The organism is Aquiflexum lacus, from assembly GCF_015476655.1.
Taxonomy (GTDB): domain Bacteria; phylum Bacteroidota; class Bacteroidia; order Cytophagales; family Cyclobacteriaceae; genus Aquiflexum; species Aquiflexum lacus.
In genome coordinates this window covers 13645-32687 of the sequence record NZ_JABFHF010000028.1, presented here as the reverse complement: position 1 = coordinate 32687, position 19043 = coordinate 13645, and the positions used below count along the sequence as shown (strand labels likewise).

Below are 19043 nucleotides of genomic sequence, written 5' to 3'. Positions count from 1 at the left end.
CCGAGATTTGTAAAGTGTCGTTGAAGAAAAGTACGGGATTACTAGGGAGGATAGCGATATCAGACTGGGTATTTTCGTACTTTTGCTTTGTATTTTAAATTGTTAGAAAAACAAAATATCTACGCAATGATGCCAGTAAAATGGTAATTCAATATAATTCTCACCAAGAGACTGAAATGACCGGTACATCGGTCTTCCGACTTCGGTCTTCCGTCACGTATTTTGTAGAATATTGGGTTACTGGCAAAGAAGCGGGTAACCATTAAAAATAAATTATTTTGGAATCAATCATATTTTCTAATTCCATAGCCGAGGATCTCAAGAGCTACCTGGCAAATCAAAGTTTTTCCAAGTTAGGGATCATCACAGATACCAATACTGAAATTCATTGTCTTCCGGTCATTAAGGATCATTTACCTGAAAGGTTCTGTCAGTATTCCTTTCCGGCAGGAGAAACCCACAAAAACCTGGAGACATGTTCTGCTATCTGGCAATGGATGACAGATGAAGCCTTTGACCGTAAAGCATTGATCATCAACCTTGGTGGAGGTGTCACAGGGGACATGGGCGGTTTTTGTGCGGCGACATACAAAAGGGGTGTACGATTTATCAATATCCCCACCACCTTGCTTTCCCAGGTGGATGCCAGTGTAGGTGGTAAGTTGGGAGTGGATTTCAATGGTTTCAAAAACCATATTGGGGTCTTTGCTGAACCGGAAGCGGTGATGATTTCTAAAGTGTTTTTAAAGACACTTCCCCAAGAAGAATTGAGGTCGGGTTATGCAGAAGTAATCAAACATGGATTGATCCAGAATGCCAATTATTTTGGTTGTCTTAAAACAGAAGGTTGGGAAAATCAGAACTGGAGAGAAATCATTGAAAAATCAGTGAGTATCAAAAAGGAAGTGGTCCAAAAGGACCCCAAAGAATCCGGATTAAGGAAAATACTCAATTTTGGACATACGATTGGGCATGCTTTTGAGTCTTATTATTTAGATTCTGACAGACACCTGTTGCATGGTGAAGCCATTGCTATCGGGATGATCTGTGAGTCCTATCTATCAGTCAAAAAATCAGGTCTTTCAAATTCTGAATTGGAGATCATAAATAAAATGTTGATGGATGTCTTTGGAAAATTTGATTTCCCTGTCCAAGATATTCCAGCCATAGTCGCCCTCTGTAGCCAAGACAAAAAAAATGAAGGGAAAACCCTCAATTTTTCCTTATTGACCCAAATCGGAAAATGTGAGTATAACTTCAATGTGACTGTGGAGGAGATTTTTGAATCTATTCATTATTATACAGGCCTATAGTCAGAAGCGGCCTGAATTCCAGAGAAAATGCCACATCCAATTCAAATTAACCTCAAACCGAATGACTGCCCAATATTTACAACAAATCACATCTTTTCAACCCACCAAAATCTCCTTGCCTTCCTCCAAAAGTGAAAGCAACAGGGTCTTGATCATAGACGCCCTGACTGAAGGTGAAAATACCATTACCAATTTGGCTGAGGCAAGAGATACACAGACCATGATCAGGTTATTGAAGCAGAATCCGGCTATTTTTGATGTACTCGATGCCGGAACCACCATGCGGTTTTTGACAGCCTACGCTGCAGTGACCAATCAGCACAAGGTCATGACCGGTACCCCAAGAATGTGCGAAAGACCTATTGGGATATTAGTTGATGCTTTAAGGCATATTGGTGCGGAGATTCACTACATGAACAAGGAAGGATTTCCTCCTTTGGCAATTCATGGTATGGCGGAACAATTGAATGATCAAGTGAGCATCCGGGGTGATGTCAGCAGTCAGTATATTTCAGCCATGCTGATGATAGCACCTTTGCTTCCAAAAGGATTGGAGATTACATTGGAAGGAAAAGTCGGATCAAGGACTTATATAGAGATGACCCTGCAGTTGATGAAGCAATTTGGGATTAACTATACTTGGGAAGATACCAGGATTAAAATTCCGAATCAGTCCTATCAACCTACTGCTTTTTCTGTAGAGAGTGATTGGTCAGGAGCGAGCTATTGGTTCAGTCTTTTGGCCTGTGCGGATAAAGGCGAGTTGTTTTTGGAGGGATTGAAAGAAAATAGTCTACAAGGAGATTCAGCCATAGTTGAAATTATGGATAAGTTAGGTGTAAAAAGTGAGTTTAAATCGGGTGGTGTAAAGTTGACCAAACAAAAAGTCAAAGGCTTGGCTTCTTGGGATTTTACTCATTGCCCGGACTTGGCCCAGACTGTGGCGGTGACATGTGCCATTATTGGCCAAAAGTCAGTCTTTACCGGACTTGAAAGCCTTAGGATCAAAGAAACTGACCGGATTTATGCTTTGCAGCAGGAATTGGCAAGCTTCAATGCCGAATTAGTGGAGGGTGAAAATGAAGCGTTCACTTTGATTCCATCGGTTCAAATGCCCCATGAAGTCCGGATCCATACCTATGACGACCATAGAATGGCCATGGCCTTTATGCCGCTGATGACCAAGACCAATGTATTTATAGAAGACCCCGAAGTGGTCAATAAATCTTATCCGAGTTTTTGGAAGCATGTTGCTTTGATAGATGCAAGACGCAAGACACAAGAACCAAGACGTTGAAACCTTTGAGGTCTTTTTTTGACCTCGAAGGTTTTTCCTGAAGGGAAGGGTTGAGAAGCGAGAAGCGAGAGATTAGAATCAAAGCCTGCCCCGAGTATCGGGGAATCAGGAACCAAGAGGGGATAGGATGAAGGAGAAAGGATGAGGGATGAAGGTTGAGACACGCGTCATTGCGAGCCTGCCTGCCGATTTTGGTAGGGAGCACTTGACAAACTTAGATATTTTAAATAGTCCTTCGTGCGACGTGGCAATCTCGAGAAGGACGAGGGGGGGGGGTATGAAGCAGGAAAGATGAGAGCCAAGAAATAAGAGGGGAAAGGATGAAGGATAAAGGATGAGGGATGAAGGTAAAGGATTGCCCCGAGTATTGGGGATGCGAGATTTTAGAACCAATAGTTAAGAAATAGAAGAAGGTTGTTAAACACAAAATTAGAATCAAAAATGTAAATTTCCGTATATTTAGATATGGGTGTGTCATTAGAAAAAAATATAGATCAATTAAAGGAGATCATCAATAGTCTTCAACCTGATGAATTGGTAGAGGTCAAAGTCCTTCTCGATCAAAAAACTTTGGAAATGGATCAGAGAAAAAGGAAAAGTGAAATTTTAAGGGAACTGCTTTTACAGGGCCCGACGCTTTCTAAAGAAGAGTTGGAGAAAATATCGGAAGCAAGAGACTTAATCAACCAATGGAGGACAGAATAATTTGCTTGGATACTTCTGTACTTTTTGATTATTTCAGAAGAAAGCATTTTGAGAGAATTCAGGATGTTAATCTAATTCTACCTTAAAATATTTGACCCTATGCAGATAGCTATTCAAGGAATTCCCGGTTCATTTCATCATCAGGTAGCACTCAATGTTTTTGGGGCGGATGCAGGAATTTTGGGATTTCGGATATTTGAGGAAGTTGCCAAAAGTGTCAGTAAAGGTGAGGCAGGTTTTGGGGTTTTGGCTATAGAAAATTCCATTGCAGGTGCTATCCTACCAAATTATGAATTGATAGACCGGTACAATCTCCGCATCAAAGATGAGTACTACCTGCCCATTTCACATAATCTGATGGCCTTGCCAGGTCAAGAGATTGATGACCTTTTGGAAGTCAGGTCCCATCCCATGGCCCTGTTGCAATGCAAAAAGTTTTTCGGGAATCTTCCTGCCATCCAATTGATAGATGATGTGGATACAGCCTCAGTCGCTAAAAGAATCTCAGAAGAAAAGCTATTGGGAATTGGTGCCATTGCAAGTAAAACAGCCGCAAAAACTTATGACTTGGAAATATTGGCCGAAGACATTCAAACGGTCAAAAATAATTTTACCCGATTTATCATTCTTCAAAAAGATGATGTGGATTTGGATTTTATACCAAACAAAGCTTCTATCAAAGTTACTGTGAAAAATGCCAAAGGTATTCTGGCCAAATTGCTTACCATGATGAGCGAATATGGTTTGGACCTCAGCAAAATCCAATCTATACCTGTCATTGAAAAACCTTGGGAATATGCATTTTTCATGGATACACAATTTGAAGATTATGTTGCTTTTCAAAGGGCCATCCAAGAAATAAACAATAATTTTGGGGAAGTCAAAATCTTTGGGGAATACCTAAACAGGAAATAATGATGCCTTTTTCAAAAAGAGTTGCTCAGGTGGAGGAATACTATTTTTCAAAGAAACTCAAAGAAGTCAATCAACTGATTTCCGAAGGAAAGCCCATCATCAATATGGGAATCGGCAGTCCCGATTTACCCCCGCATCCAACAGTAGTGGAGGCATTATACAAAACGGCTTCTCTTTCCAAAACCCATGGCTACCAAAATTATCAAGGTATTCCTGCTATTAGGAAGGCCTTTGCGGAATTTTATTCCAAATTCTATCAAGTTTCATTATTGCCCCAAGAGGAGATACTTCCACTCATGGGTTCCAAGGAAGGAATTATGCATGTCTCCATGACTTTTCTGGATGAAAGGGATGCAGTATTGATCCCTGACCCCGGATATCCGACATATACCTCTGTGACAAAATTGTTGGGAGCTTCTCCGATTTATTATTCATTGAAGGCTGAAAATAATTGGTATCCTGATTTTAAAGAATTGGAAACGCGGGATCTAAGCAAGGTCAAAATCATGTGGGTAAATTATCCCCACATGCCTACAGGAGCCAAGGCAGACATAGGAATATTCCAAAAGCTGATAGACTTTGGTAAAAAACACAATATCATCATCGCACACGACAACCCATACAGTTTCATTTTGGAAGACAATCCCAAAAGCATCTTCCAGATTGAAGGATCCAAAGATATTGCCTTAGAGCTCAACTCCCTGAGCAAAACTTCCAATATGGCAGGTTGGCGTGTAGGGATGCTTGCTGGAAAAGCTGAATGGATTCAGGCAATCACCAAAGTGAAAAGCAATATGGATTCCGGCATGTTTTTGGGGATACAGGAAGGGGCTATTGCAGCATTGGGTTTGGGAGAAGATTGGTATCGGCACTTGAATCAAACATATTCGGAGCGAAGAAAACTCGTTTGGCAATTGGTGGCAAAATTAGGAATGAGTTGTGAGAAAGACACAGCAGGGATGTTTGTCTGGGCCAAACTGCCCGAAGGACAAAGTTCAGATCAATTTGTGGACAGCCTACTTTATACCCACCATATTTTTGCTACTCCCGGCCATGTGTTTGGAAAAGAAGGGGAGGGATATGTAAGATTTTCACTCTGTGTCCATGAAAAAGCTATCCAAGAAGCTATCAATAGAATTTAATCATCTAACCATACTATTACTTTTGTAAACATGAAAAAAATACACATCATCGGGCTTGGTCTTTTGGGAGGTTCATTTGCTTTGGCTCTTAAAAAAGCAAAACCTGAAATAAAATTCACAGGATACGATTCAAATTCACAAAACCAGGAAGACGCCATAGCCTTGGGAATCATTGAGGAAGCCAAAGAAAAACCCGATATGGATACAGATGTGATTGTATTGGCTACACCCGCAAATACCTTATCTGAACTTTTAGTTAAAACTTTGGATGAAATAGGTCCAAATACCTTGGTAATGGATTTTGGATCAACCAAAGAGGCCCTTTGTAAATCTGTAGCGGATCATCCCAAAAGAGAGCAGTATTTGGCAGGTCACCCCATTGCAGGTACGGAGTATTCAGGTCCAAAAGCGGCTCAGGAAAATCTGTTGGACAAAAAAGTATTTATCATCTGTGAGATGGAAAAAACCAATATTCATCTCAAAGGAATGGCCTACGAGATTTTGGAGACACTCAATATGAAGTTACGTTTTATGGATCCTGAGGAACATGACAGGCACTTGGCTTTCGTATCCCATTTGTCCCATATTTCTTCATTTATGTTGGGCAAGACCGTGTTGGATAAAATGGAAGATGAAAAAAATATCTTCGATATGGCAGGTTCAGGCTTTGCGTCCACAGTACGTTTGGCCAAAAGCTCACCTGCTATGTGGGCACCGATAATGGAGGAAAACAAAAAGAACATCCTCGATGCCATGAGTCTTTACATTGCAAGTCTTTCCAAGTTTAGAGATAAAATCATTGCGGATGACTATGAGGGATTGGCCAATGAAATGGGCAAAGTGAATAAAATCAGGGATATTTTGGATTTGGGGCAGTAGGCGGTCTCAGTGGGCAGTAGGTAGTTTTCAGTTGCAGTGGGCAGTCTCAGTTTGCAGTAGTTCTCAGTTCGCAGGGTATTCTAACTCCCTTTAATTCCTTCTGAAAACTGAATCCTGAAAAAACTGGTTTAAGTTTTGACCAAAATCTATAGAACATCAATCCTATTTAAATGGGTTAGCCATTTATATTAGACAACTTAGTTATATGATTGAAAATAAACGATTGTTATATTTTTGTCTAGTGCCAGAATTCCGTATATTCAAACAACAAATTGGCTTAAGAATTAATAGTGGAAACTTTAAAAGAAAAAATAATTACACTGATCGAGCAGACTGATGATGATAGTCTATTAGGTAGAATTTTTGAATTCCTTGAAAAAGAAATTCAAGAAGACAATGCTGTTTTTTCGGACAAGCAAATGTCATCTATATTGAAGGCTAAAGACCAGTTTGTAACAGGCAAAGTAAAGACACAGAAAGAAATTGATAACAGGTTTGAAAAATGGATGAAAGAGTAATCTGGACAGATGAAGCTGAAGACCAATTTTTTAATGTTCTGGATTATTGGAAAAATAGGACCCAAAGTTACTCGTACCCTATCAAAATCAAGGAAGAATTAGATCAAAGGATTCTATTTATCCTAGAGAATCCTTTGATTGGAAAGGAGTCTGAAATCCCTGGGGTGAGAAGCTTGAATTTTTTGAAATACTTTAAAATAATTTACGGAATTTATAAAGGTCAATTAGTCATATTGAATTTTTGGGATATGAGACAAGACCCTGAGGGTAATCCATTTTCATAAAAAACTGGCCCAAATTTTGAATCTACCGTTAAATAATAAAAAACCAATATTATGAAAAAGCTACTAATCACAGCCCTGTTTTTACTATCTGCTGTTATAGTCTTCGCTCAGGAAAATATTCCATTGATTGATGTGGAAGGTACCAGTGAAATCAGCATTATGCCCGATGAAGCCATTATTCATCTTAATTTGATGGAAAAGGCCATGAAGGTCGCAGATGTAACCAATGCTTTGAACAAGAAAACAAAATCCATCGAAGATGCCCTGAAAAAAACCAAGGTAAAGGATTACGACTTTACAGTTGACAATTACTATGTCAGTGTGAATAGGGTTTACACTAAAGGAACTTCCCGCGACAGTGGTTATGTAGCTTCCCAAACTATAAAAGTCAGGGTAAGAAACATTGACAAAGACCTGGTCAAAATCACCGAAAGCCTGCACCAAACAGCGGACATGGGTTTCAATATCCAATTCAATATCTCGGATAATGTTCACAAATCTTCGGAACAGAAATTACTTGAGTTGGCCATTGCGGATGCAAGATCAAAAGCCGATATTATTGCCAAATCATTGGGAATCCAGAATATTCAGGTTCATAGAGTGAACTATACTTCTGGAGGCAACAACCTTTATCCTGTGATGCGACAGGCAAAAACCATGATGGCTATGGATACGGCTGAATCCCGTCAGGAGCCCACTTTCAGCCCTGAGGAACAAAAGTTGACTGATAAGGTATTGGTGTCATTTACGTTTAAGAGGTAATGTGATTTACGCGATGAAGCCAGTAACCTCTTTTTTTATCGGTATGATTGATTGAAATTAGGGAAGTTGGATGTCCGAAGTTGGGATGAATCTTTTTTTGACCAGCTGTAGTTTAGTTTGGGATCATTACATATAAAAATCAGGTTAATTCAGATAAAAAAACCCGCATTCATGTTCGAATGCGGGTTTTTTAGACTTGTATGGTTACATCATTCAAAAATAATTTCCAGTACTTAATTAGTAATGCTCATTTGAGCAGCTTAGGAATTATATAATAACTTTGAATATTAATGTAACAGTTACTGTTTGCGATCTGATTAGGTTTGTGGAATTCAACTTTATTTTTTGTTTATCACCATTTATTGAAATAAATGCCAAATCCCATGAAATTACTTACCGAAAAATTGGTTCAGCAACTTTTGTCAAAAAATGAAGAACCCTGTATTTCCCTTTACATGCCAACGCACAGGAGCCATCCTGAAAACCAGCAGGATCCCATCAGGTACAAAAATCTTTTGAAAGAAATCCAGACTTCTTTACTCCAAAAATTCACCAATGATGAAACCAAGGATTTTTTGGCACCATTGGAAGAACTGATTGACGATCCCAAAATTTGGAACCTGACCCTTGAAGGATTGGCTGTATTCAGTTCAGCCAGCGTCATGGAAATCGTAAAATTACAAGTAGCTGTGGAACCTCTCGCAATAGTTGCAGACAGTTTTCACACTAAACCACTTCGAAAATACCTGCAATCCGTGGATCGTTTTCACGTTTTGGGATTGAGTTTGCATGAAATTTCCTTATATGAAGGTAACAGACATTATCTTACTGAAGTTGATCTGATAAAGGATGTTCCAAAAACCATAGAAGAAGCACTTGGCCATGAACTGACAGACAAACATACTACTGTAGCCTCCTATGGTGGAAGCAGCGGAGAAAGTTCTTCAATGCACCATGGCCATGGTGGTAAAAAGGAAGAAACAGATATTGACGCAGAGCGCTTTTTTAGAGAAATCGAAAAGTCAATTCATGAGAATTACTCCAAGCCTTCGGGATTGCCCCTCATTTTGGCTGCCCTCCCAGAACACCATAATCTTTTTCAGAAGTTAAATGAAAATCCCTCGCTTCTGTCCCATGGCATTAAAGTTAACCCTAAATCAGTTTCGGAGGAGAAATTGATAGAATTGGCTTGGGAGGTTATGGAACCTGAATACCAAAAGACATTGGATATATGGGTGGAGAAATTTGAACAGGCGAGAGCTGACGGAAAGGGCAGTGATGATTATAAAGAATTGGCCATTGCAGCAGTAGAAGGAAGAATTGATACCTTGTTATTGGAATCTGATAAAGTGATTGCGGCAAGGATAACTAACCTTGAGACCGGAAACACCCAGAAAAAAGATATAGATAACCCAAGAGTGGATGATCTTTTGGATGACATGGGTGAATTGGTTCTTAAAATGGGAGGTAAAGTTGTCGTAATGCCAGCAGAGAAAATTCCTACGGAAACCGGATTGGCTGCTATTTATCGGTATTGATCATTCCTCCGACTTTAAAAAGTTAGTTACGAAAGCTAAAGCAGGAATAATTTTACTTAGGAAAAAACAGTTTGAAATCGTACCTAACATTATCTAAAATTTATAAAGACCGGGCCTAGGGTTCAAATCTAAATGGATTTGAACCCTAGGCCCGGTCTTTTTCTTGATACTTACTTAACATTTTATTCATCATTAAATTCAGATTTTATTTTAGTATTGCTAAACATAAAATCTATTAATGATGGCAATTGTTATATTTTGGTTTACCCTGATTACACAGGTCTTCACACCTCATTTGACAGTCGATCCTCCTCAGAAACCTGTGGTGGAATTTTGGTTTTGGAACCAAACAGATCTCCCAAGAAATGCCAAAACGCGAACAGGAAAATTCAAAAAGTTGGAGGATTTGAGGGTTGACCAACAAATTCTTAAGGCCCCTTCTACTGGAATTAATCAGCCTGTTTCTGGGGTATATAAGCCATTTGATGCTTCAAAGGATTTTTTCACCAGCCCTTTTGCGATTGAATTTTTAATGCTTGACCATGTGAATCAGCCAATTGGAATGGAAGCCATTTGGACAGATGATTCTTCACCACAGGTAATTTTTGAAATCTACGATAACAAAATCCAACTTAATGGCAAACAGGGTGAGAATTGGATTTCAACAAGCCAACCCGCAGACTATTTCAAAAAATACTGGACACATATCATCATTAACTTTGATGGTATAAAATCCACTGTTTTTGTTCAAGGAAAGAAGGCCATGGAATTGGACTATAATATTTTTAAAAATCCCAGTAACTTTTATTTGAGGTCTTTTTTGGAAAATGAACCTTACATGCAATTACAGGATTTTTTGAAGCAGATTGCCATTTATCAGGGTGCATTGGATGCTGCGATGATCAAAGAAAGGTTTGATAAAATCGAAAGTCAGATCGATTTGGGAAAACTGTTTCCAGAGGATTTTCACTTGATGGCAGGACCCTACTTAAGCCATATTCAGGAAGATGCTGTTCAAATAGTTTGGGAAGCCGAAGAATCCTCCAAAGCCACCATTTATTTTGGAGAAAAAATTCCATTAGAGGAAAAGAGAATAATCCCATCAAATGAAACTACCATTCATTCGATTGAATTGACCGGATTAAAGCCGGGAACAACGTACTATTATCAGGTGGAACTTGAATCCAATCAAGGTGAAAAGATTATTACACCGGTTCTTACTTTTCAGACTGTAAAGGCTAAAAACGAACCATTTATGTTCGGGATTATCAGCGATACCGAAAGCCGACCTCACATCAATCACAAGGTAGGGGAGATGCTGTGGGATGAACGTCCTGATTTTTTGATCCATCTTGGGGATTTGACGGACGGAGGCAAAAAAGACCACAAGTTTGAATGGACGATGGAGTATTTTCAGGGAATCGGGCCATTGACATCCCGAATACCAATAGCTACAGTGCCAGGAAATGGCGATGCTGATCTTTTTTGGTACAGCCAATACCATCCTCATACAGGTGAAAAGGGATATTATAGATTTGATTATGGGGAAGCGTCATTTTGGATGCTCAACAGTAATCTGAAAAAGGAATTACAAGTCGGTGGGGAACAATACAACTGGTTAGAGGAAGAATTGAATATTAGCAGTTCCAAATGGAAATTTGTGGTATTGCACCATGCGCCCTATACTTCCGATGAAGATGATTATGGGGATACTTGGGCAGGTCCAGGCAATCAAGGTGATAAACAATTGAAGGGTTTAGTTGATTTGATCGAAAGCCAGCAAGTGGATATGGTTTTTTATGGACATTTACATACTTATATGCGATCTCATCCGATCAAAGGGGGAAAGGTTGATGTGGAAAATGGGGTGACCTATATCCAAGCAGGTGGTACAGGTGGGAACCTAGAGGACAATGCCCCGACAAGAACCTGGTTTGCAGCCAAGAATTTCAGGGGATTCCATTACTGCACCGTTCAGGTTGTTGGTGAAAAGCTTGAATTAAGGACTTATGATTTAAATGGGAGTTTGATTGATTTTTGCCAAGTTGAAAAAGATGAATAGTATTGAGGAATAACCTTCATCAAAGTCATCTCTCAAGTAATCTATCAACCTGATTTTTAAGGAGGGGGAGGTCTTTAGAAATAATTCCCCAAATTAGAATATTGTCTACATTATCATAAGAATGAATCACCCAGTTTCTCAAGTTGACAATCCTACGTGCATCGGAAATATCAATATCTGAATCAATTTTTAAAATACGATTGGTTGCTTCACCAATAATCTCTAGTTCCCTTTCTACCGCCCGACGAACCAACTTATTTGATTCATAATCATTGAAGTTTTTGTCGTTTCCAATAAAGTCGTTAATTGAATCAATAGAGGTGGAAATATCCAAGAGATATTTTCTGACATCATGCTGCATAAAGTAACTGTTTGGTATTCTCTACTCCTTTGATAAAATATGGGTTACTTAAGGATCTTTCAGTAATCAAATCCACTTTTCTGCCAAATAACTGCTCTAAATCTTCATGGAGCCCAAAATAATTATCTGTATATTTCTCAATTGGAATTTCCAGAAAAGAAATTAAAATATCCACATCACTTGACTCATTAAATTGATCTGTAGAAGCCGACCCAAAAACATGCATGGTTTGAATGTCATATTTTTGGCAAAGCTTAATTAATTGTTCTTTGTTATTTTTAATCAAATCTACCATTGGATTGATATTTACAATTCAAATATACTAAAATTGCTCAGGGCTTAATTTGAAATAAACCCTTTTGGTTGATTTTGAAAAATTTCGCGTGCGCAAGTTATCAAGGAATATCTACTTAAATATTTTACCACTACTCCAAATTCTCAAAAAAATAGACCACCAACATTTTTACAGGCACGATACCTTCATTTACCGGGTTATGTTCCAGCCTGCCATTGAAAAGCATGGAATCCCCTTCATGCAATTCTACGATAGTATCTCTGAAAATATATTTGACTGAACCTTGAAGGATATATTTGAATTCAAATGCATCGGTTGTTACAAAATCCCTTTCAGATCCGGGCTGTATTTCAAGCAATACAAAATCCACCGCCCCGGTTTTGATTTTTCGGGTAAAAATACGTTCATACTGATAGCCTGAGGCAGATTCTTTCTCAAATTTCTGATACTCCTCTTTCCTTAAGACCAATATGGGTGCTTCCCTGCCGTCCAGACTCAGGTCATTGAAAAAAAAATTCAAATCCACTTCCAAACCTTTTATAATCTGCATCAATACCAGAAGAGAAGGAATGGTCCTTGAATTTTCTATCTGAGATATCAAGCCTTTCGTCACCCCCGCCCGGTCTGCGATTTCCTGTATGGTCAGGTTTTTATCTTTTCTGATACTTTTGATTTTTTGGCTGATCTGAACCAATATTTCATTTTCCATCCTGAAAAATAAGCGTAAATTTTTTTTTGTCTAAAGATTTAAAGAATTCTTTCTACCACCTCTTCCCCCAATCCAAAAGACAGCGTCATTCCTGCACCTCCCAAACCATTGACAATCCAAGTTTGGGAATCAATCTGATGGATAAATTCTGTTGCGCCATTGGTCATTTTTGGATAAATCCCGTGCCAGGATGATTCCATGGTCCAGTCTTTAAAAGCAGCAAAAGTCTTCAAGAATCCAATAATCTTATCATTGATATCCTGTCGGTCAAAAGGATCCAAATGCAGGCCATACTCATGGCTGTCGCCAATGGTCAATTGCCCCGAGCCATTTTGGGATACCATGACATGGATGCCCAATTCCAACAAGTCAGGATATTGTTCTTCGTAAACGGTTTTCAATTTCGACAAAGAAGGAGAGACATGAAAACCTTTGTAGTGGATAAAACTCAGGCCTGCACAAAGTGGAGGACCGATACGCCAATTTTCGGGTTGCTTGACCAAACGCATCATCTGAAGTTTACATTTGTTGATTGGAGTTTCTGAATAAACTTCCGGATATAAGGTTTCAAAATCAGCTCCACTGCAGACAAAAATCAAATCAGCTTCCCAACATTCATTACCTGAAAAGACTTTGTTTCTGTCTATAAGGGAAACAGTTTTATTCCACTCGAATGTGATATTCTCTTGAGACCCCAAATAATCAGCTGTTTTCCAAATGGCTTCCCTTGGATCCACAATCATTTCTTCCTCTGTCCAAAGTGCTCCTTTCAAACCTTGGATAATGGCAGCAGGACTTTTAGCTTTTGTTTGTTCGGGGTTCAGGTGATGGGCAGATTTGAGATGCTGCATGGCATGGACATATTCAGCGATCACCTCATTTTCGAGCTCAGTGTAAGCCAGATGAAGGGAACCTGTTTCCTCTGTCCAAAACCCGGCCTTTTTGCTCATTTCCAACCAAATCTCCCTTGACCGGATTGCCCTGTCAAAAGTCTCTCCCTGGGGCTGACCAACAGGCCAAACCATTCCAAAATTCCGGATAGATGCACCCACAGGTCTTGGGTTTTTTTCAATGACTTTCACCTTCCAGCCTTTATTGGACAAGGCTCTTGTGATGGCAAGTCCAACTATTCCCGCACCTATTACAATTGCTGATTGATTCATTTTTTGAAATTGGTTTAAAAGCTTGTTTTCAGGATGACTTCTTCGCGAGTTAAAGTGACTGGCTGTTTTAATTTTCTTTTAAAATAAAAGAGCGTATAAAGTATCAGCACTACACTCAGACTCAAAAATATGAGGATTACCTGTGAGTAGAAATTGTACCAGCTCATATTTTCCAAAATGCCAAATTGCTTGACGGTCACAATCCCCACCGAACCCAAATATCCAAAACTATCTGCCAGATACATCAAAAACCCAACATTACCAGCGGAACGAAATGCAGCGATCAATCTTTCAAAAAGCAAGCAGTTAAAAGGAATATAACCCATATAAATCCCGGTACCCGTTCCTACTACCCAATAAAAAGGGGAGATGATTCCAATTTTCAGTAAAATGGTCGAGACTACCGCCAAACCAAGACCAGCTATAATGATCCAATGGTTGATGAAAAGGGCCATTTTGTTGTTTTTGACCAAAACCAAGGAAGCCATCAAAAACAATAAGAGCAAGGTAATGGGAATTTCAGTTTGGGTGAGAAGTGCAGGGCTTACTACTATATCCAATGCTTCCCAGATTTCCACAGCAAAATTATCCCTCAGGTCTCTTAAAGCAGTCAATACAACATAGACCAAAACCAAAATGATAATCCCGGGCTTGAAGGCATTGAAAAATGCTTTTCTCTCGGCTTTGGACATGGGCTTTCTGGCCGACCGCAAGGAAATGTCCTGTTCTGAGGGGGCAGGGGTTTGGTTCAAAAGAATCACTGCGATCAATAGTAGGGGTACAAAAAGACCACCCGTCCAAAAAGGCATCCAATTTTCACTGACATGCCATTCATCCAAGAGGTACTTGCCAATGGTTTTGACCAAACCTGAAGAAAAGACGAAACTGACGGCCAGGATACTGCCCATCATTTCTGTGAACTTTCTTCCTTCCAGGTAATGAAAAACCAATCCCCAGATCAAACCCAACGGGAATCCATTGATCAAGAAACAAAATACATTGAAAGGTGCCGGTAAAATAGCAAATCCAAGCAAGCCAAGCCATGATATACCAATTAGAGATAAAATCAGAATGGCTCTTTTTTCAGGGCGCAGTTCCGAGATCATTTTGATACCGTAAAACTTGCTTGCCATATAGCCAAAAGTCTGGGCCAAAATCAACCATACCTTCAAATCCATCCCGAACAGCACTTCCCCTTCAAAGGTTGCCGCGGCAAATGGCTTCCTAAATGCATACATGCTGCTGTAAGTCAAGAATGCCATACTTGCAGCAAACAAACTCATCGTAAAATTACTGCTTTTGGCCAGTCGCTTGCTGATGGAGGGAATGTAGAGCATGGAAAGTATTATAATTTTTATTAATAATTCTCGGCTTTGCCAGCAGAAAAGTCGTGTATCCCACCTCCTTGGTCAAAACCTTCGAGGTCTGGAAAAAGACCTCAAAGGTTGTAAGTCCCGACCTTTGATGCGCCGCGGCGTATCGAAGGTCTTGAAGTTTAGGAGTACGCTTCCATGAGAACTTTGGGACTTTTTTCTAGTATTAAAACCTTCGAGGTCTGGAAAAAGACCTCAAAGGTTAACCTAATCTCGCCTCTCGTTTCTCGCTTTTTGGCTCCCCGATACTCGGGGCAAGCTTTGATTCTTATATCTTACGTCTTATGTCTTATGTCTCACGTCTTGTATCTCACGTCTCACATCTCCTTAACCAAACCCACCACTTCCCTTAAAGAATGCACCACATGTGTAGGATGATGCTTTCGTAATTCGGTTTCTGTAAATGCACCCGTGGTCACGGCAATACTCATAAGACATCCGGAATTATGTCCCTGATTCACATCTACTTCTGTATCACCAATTTTGATTACTTCTTTGGGATCGGTTATTCCGAATTTTTTCATCATTGCCTGTATCATATCAGGATATGGCCTGCCTCTTTCAACCTCATCGCTACATACAGTAATGCCTATTAAAGGAGTGTTTTTCCATCCAATCCTTTCCAAAATCACATCTGTAATGTCCCTGCTAAACCCAGTATCCAATCCTATTTTTATTCCCATCTTTTGGAGTTCGGCAAAGACTTCCTCCGCATCATCCATGGCGGAAATACCGGGAGTATTCCGGTAATATTCAATCATGTTTTTGACAAAATCATCGTGGATGTCAGCTACCAATACATCAGTTATTTCACTTTCTTCTGCCACATTTTTGGATAAAATATCTCTGATTGCAAGAGGTTTTGGATAGCCCATTTTTTCCTGGGCTTCTTCCAAAGTAACCTTTTCAAAACCATGATGAAGAAATGCTTCCTGAAATGCAGCAGCAACGTTACTGTTATCTTTGATAGTGGTACCTGCCATGTCAAAGACTGCCAGTTTTATCGGTTTTTTCATATTTCTGAATGGGCGTAGATTGAAAATGATGGAATGGGATAAAATGAATGGGTTAATCTGATTATTGAATAGAACTTCAGTTCATGTTTAGCAAAAATAAACTTTTGTATATTTTCAACAATGAAAAACATCATTATCCTTCTGTTAATTCTATTACTATTTCAATGGGACTTCTACGGTAAATGTATTTTTTTAATTTTTTGTACACCTTTTGGTTTTTATCTTAAAAATAAGTGACAGTTAACTATTTGTTAACAGAAATTGCTTCATTAATCAAAAGCTCTGATTTAATTTAGTATTTATAAACAATTTGATATGAATGTGTTTGAAAAATCAAAAGGTGAAAGGGTTGGTGAAGTATTTGGCCTCTATGAAAAATTCGGACAGGCTGATTATATTGGAGAACCTGTTTCCCAGATAGAACACATGTGTCAATCTGCTCAGTTGGCAGAAAAGGAGGGCTTTGATGAAGAAGTTATACTGGCAGCTTTCTTTCATGATATCGGACATCTTTTTGCAATGGATCAGGATCTTGAAAATATGGGAGGCTATGGAGTGATGAGCCACGAAAAGTTGGGAGCAGACTTTTTAAGGAGATTGGGGTTCCCTGAAAAAGTTGACAAGCTGGTCGAAAACCATGTTCAGGCCAAAAGGTACCTGACCTATAAATACCCCGAATACTTTGAGAAGTTGTCAGAAGCGAGTAGAAAAACCTTTGCATATCAGGGAGGTGTAATGACTGCTGAAGAGGCAGAAGTTTTTGAAAATGATGAATTGTTTGAACTTTCCCTGAAAATGCGCACATGGGATGAATTGGCCAAAGAAGAAAAAGTCCCCTTGCCTGATCTCGACAGGTATAAAAAGATGGCATTAAAGGTGATTTGTTGAGGAACGCAGATAACGCTGATTGAGCTGATTTTCACTGATTTATTTATCTATGTGCATCATTAAAATCAGCTTCTGCTGTTGTGAGTGTCTCCACTCACATCTTCTTTAATATTCAATCAATTTTTTACTTTTTCAATACGAACCTATCAATCACCTTACCCTCAATATTTATCGCCTCAAATGCCAATTGATCCTGATCCGCCACAATCCAACCGAAATGATGTGCCCTGATCAACTTGTTCATTTTCGGGGATAGTTCCTGTTCATCATCCGGTTCTAAGTTCCCTCCTGCTCCTCCCACAATTACAAAAGCGGTTTGATTAATTTTATTATCCAGAAGCAATCGCTCAAAATCATGGGTATGACCGGAAGCTACCAAATCAATCAACCCTGATTCCCAATATGGCTTCAACAGATCCAATATACTTTTCTCTCCTTTATAGCCTTTCCAACCTTGGCTGAAAGGTGGTTGATGGACAAATACAATTTTCCAAGGTGTATTTTTCCAAGCCTCAGAATTGATCGTTTCTTGGAACCAATTATGTTGTTTAGAATTTAAATCCACGCTCACAGGAAAGTTTTCATTGGGGTCCAAGGCTATAAATGCACATGGACCTTCCTGCCAAAATTGGTAATTTTGCTGGTTTTGGTATTTCAGATTTTGGTTGAAATGGGTTGGGATCCAGTCATTGTAACTATGGTCGTAATCATGATTGCCGGGGAAAAGATAGTGGGGGACAGATACCTCATGTAGTTGGTTCAGTAATTTCACATATTGCCATGGTTCACCTCCATTCCCAACCAAATCTCCAATTCCTACGGTGAATTGAGGGTTTTTCCGATTCATTTGTTCGGCGATTTCAGAAAACGTTTTCCAACCTCCCTGACTATCTGCCCATACTGCGAAAGAAACAGCTGTTGGTCCGGGAGAAATACTGGCTTGAAAAAGAGGAGAAATGGTTTTGTTCATTTCAAAATGGAAATAATTACATTTTTTGGCTGAAACAACTACACTATATACTCCATTTTTTTCCACCACGTCTTTTGTGTTCACTACCATATTAGGGTCATGACCGAAATGTAATTTTGCATCAGCATTTTTTTCTCCCGTCCACCTCAGCATCAAACTATCTTTGTTGATAGGAATGAGTACCGGAGAGCTATACCAAATGGGATAGTCATTCCAATTATCCGGATAGTCATTATCCAACCAAAGTTTTTCTTTGGCTTTTTGTATAGCTGTTTCAAAGTTATTTTCCTTATCCTGCAAAAGCTTTTCCCAAATTTCCCTTTTTACAAAAAATACTTGCCTCAATCCTCCTGAAGCAGCATTATTGATGACCCTGATCTGGATTTTGTGTGAAGTTTCTGGTGATGCCTTAATCGGGAAAAACATTTCAGCATTTTGCAAAACCCTTTCTCCATTTACCCAAAGTTGGGCGCCATCATCGGCATTGATCCAAAGATAGCCCTCCGATAGGTCCAAGTTGTTCGAGTACCAGATATTGCTATTTGGTTGGGAAATTCTATGAGGCAGTTTGGTCTTTTCACTGACATAATTATTTGGAAATATTTTTCCAGGAATTGTATCCCAGCCATGCAACTCCCACCCTTCTTCCAATATCAATTTATCATCGGCCGGTATGATCTGAAAAACAGAAAAATTTTCTAAGGAGTCTAAATGGGAAAAAGCAGCATTGGAGTAGGTTGGTGCAAACTCTTGCCGTTTACACGATATCAGAATAAGAATTACAAAAAGAAAATGAAAGTTTTTCATGAGATAGATATGACTTGAGTAGGATAAAAAAACATTGGAGATGATT

Annotated in this window: 19 protein-coding genes; 12 read left to right on the top strand and 7 right to left on the bottom strand. The window is 39.2% G+C overall.

The features are described 5' to 3' along the window. Positions 1–278: 278 nt before the first annotated feature. From aroB to HMJ38_RS20075, 11 genes are all read left to right on the top strand, one after another. The gene (gene aroB / locus HMJ38_RS20125; protein ID WP_194976241.1) at positions 279–1313 is read left to right on the top strand and encodes a 3-dehydroquinate synthase; all 1035 of its coding nucleotides are present in this window, start codon (positions 279–281) and stop codon (positions 1311–1313) included. Positions 1314–1374: 61 nt separating this feature from the next. After that, positions 1375–2610 (top strand): 3-phosphoshikimate 1-carboxyvinyltransferase, encoded by a 1236-nt coding sequence (locus HMJ38_RS20120; protein ID WP_194976240.1) that lies wholly within the window; start codon positions 1375–1377, stop codon positions 2608–2610. Positions 2611–3075: 465 nt separating this feature from the next. After that, entirely contained in the window at positions 3076–3315 is a 240-nt protein-coding gene (locus HMJ38_RS20115; RefSeq protein WP_194976239.1) for a hypothetical protein, read from the top strand. A gap of 99 nt (positions 3316–3414) precedes the next feature. Next, positions 3415–4230: a prephenate dehydratase gene (locus HMJ38_RS20110; RefSeq protein ID WP_194976238.1), complete on the top strand. Its 816-nt coding sequence runs from the start codon at positions 3415–3417 to the stop codon at positions 4228–4230. Next, positions 4230–5372, top strand: a complete 1143-nt coding sequence (locus HMJ38_RS20105; RefSeq protein WP_194976237.1) for a pyridoxal phosphate-dependent aminotransferase — start codon at positions 4230–4232, stop codon at positions 5370–5372. The genes HMJ38_RS20110 and HMJ38_RS20105 overlap by 1 nt, the downstream gene beginning before the upstream one ends. Positions 5373–5402: 30 nt before the next feature. Continuing rightward, positions 5403–6251 (top strand): prephenate dehydrogenase, encoded by an 849-nt coding sequence (locus HMJ38_RS20100; RefSeq protein WP_194976236.1) that lies wholly within the window; start codon positions 5403–5405, stop codon positions 6249–6251. A 290-nt stretch (positions 6252–6541) separates the two neighbouring features. Continuing rightward, positions 6542–6769: a hypothetical protein gene (locus HMJ38_RS20095; protein WP_084123186.1), complete on the top strand. Its 228-nt coding sequence runs from the start codon at positions 6542–6544 to the stop codon at positions 6767–6769. Continuing rightward, positions 6754–7053 (top strand): type II toxin-antitoxin system RelE/ParE family toxin, encoded by a 300-nt coding sequence (locus HMJ38_RS20090; RefSeq protein ID WP_084123185.1) that lies wholly within the window; start codon positions 6754–6756, stop codon positions 7051–7053. The genes HMJ38_RS20095 and HMJ38_RS20090 overlap by 16 nt, the downstream gene beginning before the upstream one ends. Positions 7054–7104: 51 nt before the next feature. Further along, the gene (locus tag HMJ38_RS20085; RefSeq protein ID WP_194976235.1) at positions 7105–7815 is read left to right on the top strand and encodes an SIMPL domain-containing protein; all 711 of its coding nucleotides are present in this window, start codon (positions 7105–7107) and stop codon (positions 7813–7815) included. A 383-nt stretch (positions 7816–8198) separates the two neighbouring features. Beyond that, the gene (locus HMJ38_RS20080; RefSeq protein ID WP_194976234.1) at positions 8199–9353 is read left to right on the top strand and encodes a baeRF3 domain-containing protein; all 1155 of its coding nucleotides are present in this window, start codon (positions 8199–8201) and stop codon (positions 9351–9353) included. A gap of 238 nt (positions 9354–9591) precedes the next feature. Further along, positions 9592–11415 carry a purple acid phosphatase family protein gene (locus HMJ38_RS20075; RefSeq protein ID WP_194976233.1) on the top strand — a complete coding sequence of 608 codons (1824 nt, stop codon included), beginning with the start codon at positions 9592–9594 and terminating at the stop codon, positions 11413–11415. Between the two features lie 25 nt (positions 11416–11440). Here HMJ38_RS20075 and HMJ38_RS20070 read toward each other — a convergent pair whose 3' ends face one another. The 6 genes from HMJ38_RS20070 to HMJ38_RS20045 form a co-directional block, all read right to left on the bottom strand. Further along, on the bottom strand, positions 11441–11776 hold the full coding sequence (locus tag HMJ38_RS20070; RefSeq protein ID WP_194976232.1) for a HepT-like ribonuclease domain-containing protein: 336 nt from the start codon (positions 11774–11776) through the stop codon (positions 11441–11443). After that, the gene (locus HMJ38_RS20065; RefSeq protein WP_194976231.1) at positions 11766–12071 is read right to left on the bottom strand and encodes a nucleotidyltransferase family protein; all 306 of its coding nucleotides are present in this window, start codon (positions 12069–12071) and stop codon (positions 11766–11768) included. Before HMJ38_RS20065 ends, HMJ38_RS20070 begins: the two co-directional genes overlap by 11 nt. Positions 12072–12201: 130 nt before the next feature. Further along, positions 12202–12780 (bottom strand): helix-turn-helix domain-containing protein, encoded by a 579-nt coding sequence (locus tag HMJ38_RS20060; protein ID WP_194976230.1) that lies wholly within the window; start codon positions 12778–12780, stop codon positions 12202–12204. Positions 12781–12818: 38 nt separating this feature from the next. Continuing rightward, positions 12819–13943: a TIGR03364 family FAD-dependent oxidoreductase gene (locus HMJ38_RS20055; protein WP_194976229.1), complete on the bottom strand. Its 1125-nt coding sequence runs from the start codon at positions 13941–13943 to the stop codon at positions 12819–12821. A 14-nt stretch (positions 13944–13957) separates the two neighbouring features. Then, positions 13958–15280: a DUF5690 family protein gene (locus HMJ38_RS20050; RefSeq protein WP_194976228.1), complete on the bottom strand. Its 1323-nt coding sequence runs from the start codon at positions 15278–15280 to the stop codon at positions 13958–13960. Positions 15281–15633: 353 nt separating this feature from the next. Next, positions 15634–16332, bottom strand: coding sequence for an HAD-IA family hydrolase (locus HMJ38_RS20045; protein WP_194976227.1), 699 nt, complete (start codon positions 16330–16332; stop codon positions 15634–15636). Positions 16333–16647: 315 nt separating this feature from the next. Here HMJ38_RS20045 and HMJ38_RS20040 point away from each other — a divergent pair, with 315 nt between their 5' ends. Continuing rightward, positions 16648–17220 (top strand): phosphonate degradation HD-domain oxygenase, encoded by a 573-nt coding sequence (locus HMJ38_RS20040; RefSeq protein ID WP_194976226.1) that lies wholly within the window; start codon positions 16648–16650, stop codon positions 17218–17220. A 124-nt stretch (positions 17221–17344) separates the two neighbouring features. Here the strand turns inward: HMJ38_RS20040 and HMJ38_RS20035 are convergent, their stop codons facing one another. Beyond that, the gene (locus HMJ38_RS20035; RefSeq protein WP_194976225.1) at positions 17345–18997 is read right to left on the bottom strand and encodes a metallophosphoesterase family protein; all 1653 of its coding nucleotides are present in this window, start codon (positions 18995–18997) and stop codon (positions 17345–17347) included. Between the last annotated feature and the right edge of the window lie 46 nt (positions 18998–19043).

Excerpts from the sequence above, each read along its gene's own strand:
- HMJ38_RS20120 (WP_194976240.1), top strand. The coding sequence starts at position 1,375 with ATGACTGCCCAATATTTACAACAAATCACATCTTTTCAACCCACCAAA.
- HMJ38_RS20115 (WP_194976239.1), top strand. The coding sequence starts at position 3,076 with ATGGGTGTGTCATTAGAAAAAAATATAGATCAATTAAAGGAGATCATC.
- HMJ38_RS20110 (WP_194976238.1), top strand. The coding sequence starts at position 3,415 with ATGCAGATAGCTATTCAAGGAATTCCCGGTTCATTTCATCATCAGGTA.
- HMJ38_RS20105 (WP_194976237.1), top strand. The coding sequence starts at position 4,230 with ATGATGCCTTTTTCAAAAAGAGTTGCTCAGGTGGAGGAATACTATTTT.
- HMJ38_RS20100 (WP_194976236.1), top strand. The coding sequence starts at position 5,403 with ATGAAAAAAATACACATCATCGGGCTTGGTCTTTTGGGAGGTTCATTT.
- HMJ38_RS20090 (WP_084123185.1), top strand. The coding sequence starts at position 6,754 with ATGGATGAAAGAGTAATCTGGACAGATGAAGCTGAAGACCAATTTTTT.
- HMJ38_RS20085 (WP_194976235.1), top strand. The coding sequence starts at position 7,105 with ATGAAAAAGCTACTAATCACAGCCCTGTTTTTACTATCTGCTGTTATA.
- HMJ38_RS20080 (WP_194976234.1), top strand. The coding sequence starts at position 8,199 with ATGAAATTACTTACCGAAAAATTGGTTCAGCAACTTTTGTCAAAAAAT.
- HMJ38_RS20075 (WP_194976233.1), top strand. The coding sequence starts at position 9,592 with ATGATGGCAATTGTTATATTTTGGTTTACCCTGATTACACAGGTCTTC.
- HMJ38_RS20070 (WP_194976232.1), bottom strand. The coding sequence starts at position 11,776 with ATGCAGCATGATGTCAGAAAATATCTCTTGGATATTTCCACCTCTATT.
- HMJ38_RS20065 (WP_194976231.1), bottom strand. The coding sequence starts at position 12,071 with ATGGTAGATTTGATTAAAAATAACAAAGAACAATTAATTAAGCTTTGC.
- HMJ38_RS20060 (WP_194976230.1), bottom strand. The coding sequence starts at position 12,780 with ATGGAAAATGAAATATTGGTTCAGATCAGCCAAAAAATCAAAAGTATC.
- HMJ38_RS20055 (WP_194976229.1), bottom strand. The coding sequence starts at position 13,943 with ATGAATCAATCAGCAATTGTAATAGGTGCGGGAATAGTTGGACTTGCC.
- HMJ38_RS20050 (WP_194976228.1), bottom strand. The coding sequence starts at position 15,280 with ATGCTCTACATTCCCTCCATCAGCAAGCGACTGGCCAAAAGCAGTAAT.
- HMJ38_RS20045 (WP_194976227.1), bottom strand. The coding sequence starts at position 16,332 with ATGAAAAAACCGATAAAACTGGCAGTCTTTGACATGGCAGGTACCACT.
- HMJ38_RS20040 (WP_194976226.1), top strand. The coding sequence starts at position 16,648 with ATGAATGTGTTTGAAAAATCAAAAGGTGAAAGGGTTGGTGAAGTATTT.
- HMJ38_RS20035 (WP_194976225.1), bottom strand. The coding sequence starts at position 18,997 with ATGAAAAACTTTCATTTTCTTTTTGTAATTCTTATTCTGATATCGTGT.